This window comes from Chitinimonas sp., from assembly GCF_036568685.1.
GTDB lineage: Bacteria > Pseudomonadota > Gammaproteobacteria > Burkholderiales > Chitinimonadaceae > Chitinimonas.
In genome coordinates, this window is record NZ_DATCSC010000077.1 from 1 (window position 1) to 3,349 (window position 3,349).

The window sequence follows — 3,349 nt, forward strand, 5'->3', positions numbered from 1 at the left end:
GCGCGAGGCGAACGGCCATATGCAGCGTTCGGCCGAATCGGCCGGCGAGATTGGCGACGTGCTGGCGGAGATCCGCGACGCCGCCGGCAGTACCGCCAGCGTGGTGGCCGATATCGCCAACGCGGCGCTGGAGCAGCGCGCTGCCTCGGAACAGATTGCCAGCCGCATCGAGCAGATTGCCCAGCACACCGAGGAGAGCGCCGCCGCGGTGGCCGAATCGGTGGTGGCCGCGACGGCGATTGAAGCCCAGGTGGGTGAGTTGCGCAGCGGGATTGCCACGCTGCGGGTCTGATCCAGGTACGTGCTCGCTAAGCCAAGGCCACCTTCGGGTGGCCTTTTGCATCTCGGGCTGGCAAGAGTTACGGCCAGTTTGCAAAGCTTACCTGCTACTTGCGGGCCTGGTCGGCAGGGGAGGGCGCCGGATACCGGCGGCCGTCGGTGTTTGTTGCGGTGGCGGTTGCTGGCATTGCTATTGCGTAGTAGCTGGGCCTTCTGGAGACCCCATGGACTACACCCTGTTTGCCCGCTCACTGCTGCAGGACAACCACCTGGCCCTGGTCGGGCTGAGCTTGCTCGGTGCGGTGCTGGTGGCGGAAGCCCTGCATCGCTTGTTCAGGATGCCGACCATCACCGGCTATCTCTGCACCGGGCTTCTGTGCGGCCCGCTCGGGCTGGGTCTGATCGACCCGGATGCCATGCGCCAGCTGTCGCTGTTTTCCGACGTGGCGGTCGGCATCTTGCTGTTCGAGCTTGGCCGGCACCTGGACTGGCGCTGGTTGCACCGCGAGCCCCGCCTGATGGCGCTGGCGCTGGTGGAGAGCCTCTCGGTATTCGGCGCGGTGTACGGCTTGTTCCAGTTGCTGGGCATAGAGCCGGTGGCCGCCGGCCTGTTGGGCATCCTGGCCATGACCACCTCGCCGGTCATCCTCTTGCCGATTCTGCGTGAGACCCGGGCCGAGGGCCGGGTCAGCGAGTGGGCCTGGGTGTTTGCCGCCGTGAACAATGCCCTGGCCCTGGTGCTGGCGCTGATGCTGATCTCGCTGACCCGCTTTGCCCGCGAGGATGGCTGGCAGGCGGCGCTGCTGCAGCCGGCCTGGGAGCTTTTGGGGGCGCTGGCGCTGGGCATGGTGGCGGCCTTTTTGCTGGCCTTGTTCCTCAAGTGGTTGCGGCAGCGCGGGCCGCACGACGTGCTGCCCATGTTGTTCCTGTTCGGTGGCATCGCCGCCACCGTGGGCGTGGCGCAGCTCCTGGCCGTGCCGACCCTGCTGGCGGTGCTGAGCCTGGGGATCGCCAGCCGCAATATCGACCAGGGCGAGGCCCTGCTGGGGCTCAATGTCGACCATCTGCGCGGCCTCTTCGTCTGCGTGCTGTTTGTGCAGATCGGTGCCAGCCTCGATTGGTGGGCCTGGCGCGAGGTGCCAATGTGGGCCGGCTTGTTCCTGTTGGTTCGTGGCCTGGTCCGCCTCACGGTGCCGGCCTTGCTGGCGCCGTTCAGCGGCATAGGCCATCGCCAAGGGGTGTGGCTGGGTGTGACGCTGCTGCCCATGTCCAGCCTGGCGGTATTGACGGTGCATGGTTCGGTAGCGGCCATGCCTGAGCTGACCACCCACGCCAGCGCCATTGCCCTGGCAGCGCTGTGCCTGCTTGAGATCATCGGCCCCTTGACCACCCGCTGGGCTTTGGAGCGGGTGGGCGATGCCCGCAAAACGAAAGGGATGCAGCATGACCGATTCTGAATTCGAGGCCCTGCTGGACTTCAAGGGCAGCGACAAGCCGACCATGGGGGTGGAACTGGAATTGCAGATCCTTTCGCGGCACGACTACAACCTCACCCGTGGCGCGACCGATCTGCTGGCCCAGTTGGCCAAGCGTGACCATCCTGGCAACGTCGTGCCGGAAATCACCGAGGGCATGATCGAGCTCAATTCCACCATTCATCATGAATACGAGGCCCTGGCCGAGGAGCTGGAAACCTTGCGCGACCATCTGGTTTCTGCCGCGGACCGGCTGCACCTGGCGGTGGCCGGCGGGGGAGCCCATCCCTTCCAGCGCTGGAGCGACCAGCGCATCTACCCGGGTGCACGCTACCAGGCCTTGCACGAGCAGTACGGCTATCTGGCACAGCAGTTCACGGTGTTTGGTCAGCACATCCACATCGCCTGTCGCGATGGCGATGAGGCGGTCAGGCTGACCCGGCTGATGGCCCGCTATATCCCGCATTTCATTGCGCTGTCGGCCAGTTCGCCCTTCTATCAGGGGGTCGATACCGCCTTTCATAGTGCGCGGCTGAGTGCGGTCAATGCCTTTCCGCTCTCCGGCACCATGCCGGCGGTGGAGGACTGGCAGGGTTTCTGCGCCTATTTCCGGCGCATGGCGGACTACGGCGTGGTGGCCAGCATGAAGGACTTTTATTGGGATATCCGCCCCAAGCCCAACTACGGCACCATCGAATTGCGCATCTGCGATACGCCCCTGACGCCGCGCCAGGCTGCACGGCTGGCGACCTTTGCGCAGGCGCTGGTGAGCTGGCTGCGGCAGGAGGTCCGGGGTCATGCCCACCCTGACTTGCCCTTGGCTTACGCATACAACCGCTTCCAGGCCTGCCGGCATGGCCTCTATGCGCAGTTCATCGATGTGGCGCGGCATAGCGAACGGCCGCTTTGCGACGATCTGGCCGAGGTGCTGGAACAGGTGTTGCCACATGCGTTGCGGCTGGGTGGCGAGCGGGCGATACGCGAGCTGCAGCGGCAGGTACATAGGCAGGAGAACGACGCCGCCTGGCTGCGCGAGACGGCGGCAAATGAGCCTTCTCTGGGGCATGTGGTGTTGCGCCAGGTTGAGCGCTGGGCGGCGGCCTGAGATGGTCAGCCTGCCCCAGGACAAGGGTAGCCGGCACAGCCTGTTCACCCGGTTTGCCAAACATACGGCGGCGCTCACCGGCCGACCGTTGGCATTCTGTGCTGCGCTGGTGCTGGTATTGCTATGGGCGCTGACCGGACCCTTGTTCGGCTTTAGCGACACATGGCAGCTGGTCATCAATACCGGTACGACCATCATCACCTTTTTGATGGTCTTTCTGATCCAAAGCACCCAGAACCGCGATACCGAGGCGCTGCAGATCAAGCTCGATGAGCTGATCTATACGCTGGAGCAAGCCAATAACGCCCTCCTGGACCTGGAGGAGCTGGATGAGGATGAGCTGGAGCATATCCGCGGCCGCTATCTGGCCTTGGCGCACTCGGCCCGCCGGGAACTGCGGCAGACCGATAAGGCGGCGGACTGAGCCCCCCTGGCGTGGCGGCGATACAATGCTGCCATGAAGACCATCATGGTGTGCATCAAGCAGCGT

General features: G+C 64.9%; 4 protein-coding genes. All 4 read left to right on the plus strand.

Annotation, left to right across the window (positions count from 1 at the left end):
* Positions 1 to 292, plus strand: a 292-nt coding sequence (locus VIM95_RS11920) for a hypothetical protein (RefSeq protein WP_414648524.1), incomplete at its 5' end; no start/stop codon positions are given.
* 211 nt (positions 293 to 503) lie between these two features.
* Entirely contained in the window at positions 504 to 1,736 is a 1,233-nt protein-coding gene (locus VIM95_RS11925) for a cation:proton antiporter (RefSeq protein ID WP_331985931.1), read from the plus strand.
* Entirely contained in the window at positions 1,723 to 2,859 is a 1,137-nt protein-coding gene (locus VIM95_RS11930) for a YbdK family carboxylate-amine ligase (RefSeq protein WP_331985933.1), read from the plus strand. The genes VIM95_RS11925 and VIM95_RS11930 overlap by 14 nt, the downstream gene beginning before the upstream one ends.
* Position 2,860: 1 nt before the next feature.
* A complete protein-coding gene (locus VIM95_RS11935) occupies positions 2,861 to 3,283 on the plus strand; it encodes a low affinity iron permease family protein (protein ID WP_331985935.1) in 423 nt (140 codons plus the stop codon).
* Positions 3,284 to 3,349 lie beyond the last annotated feature (66 nt).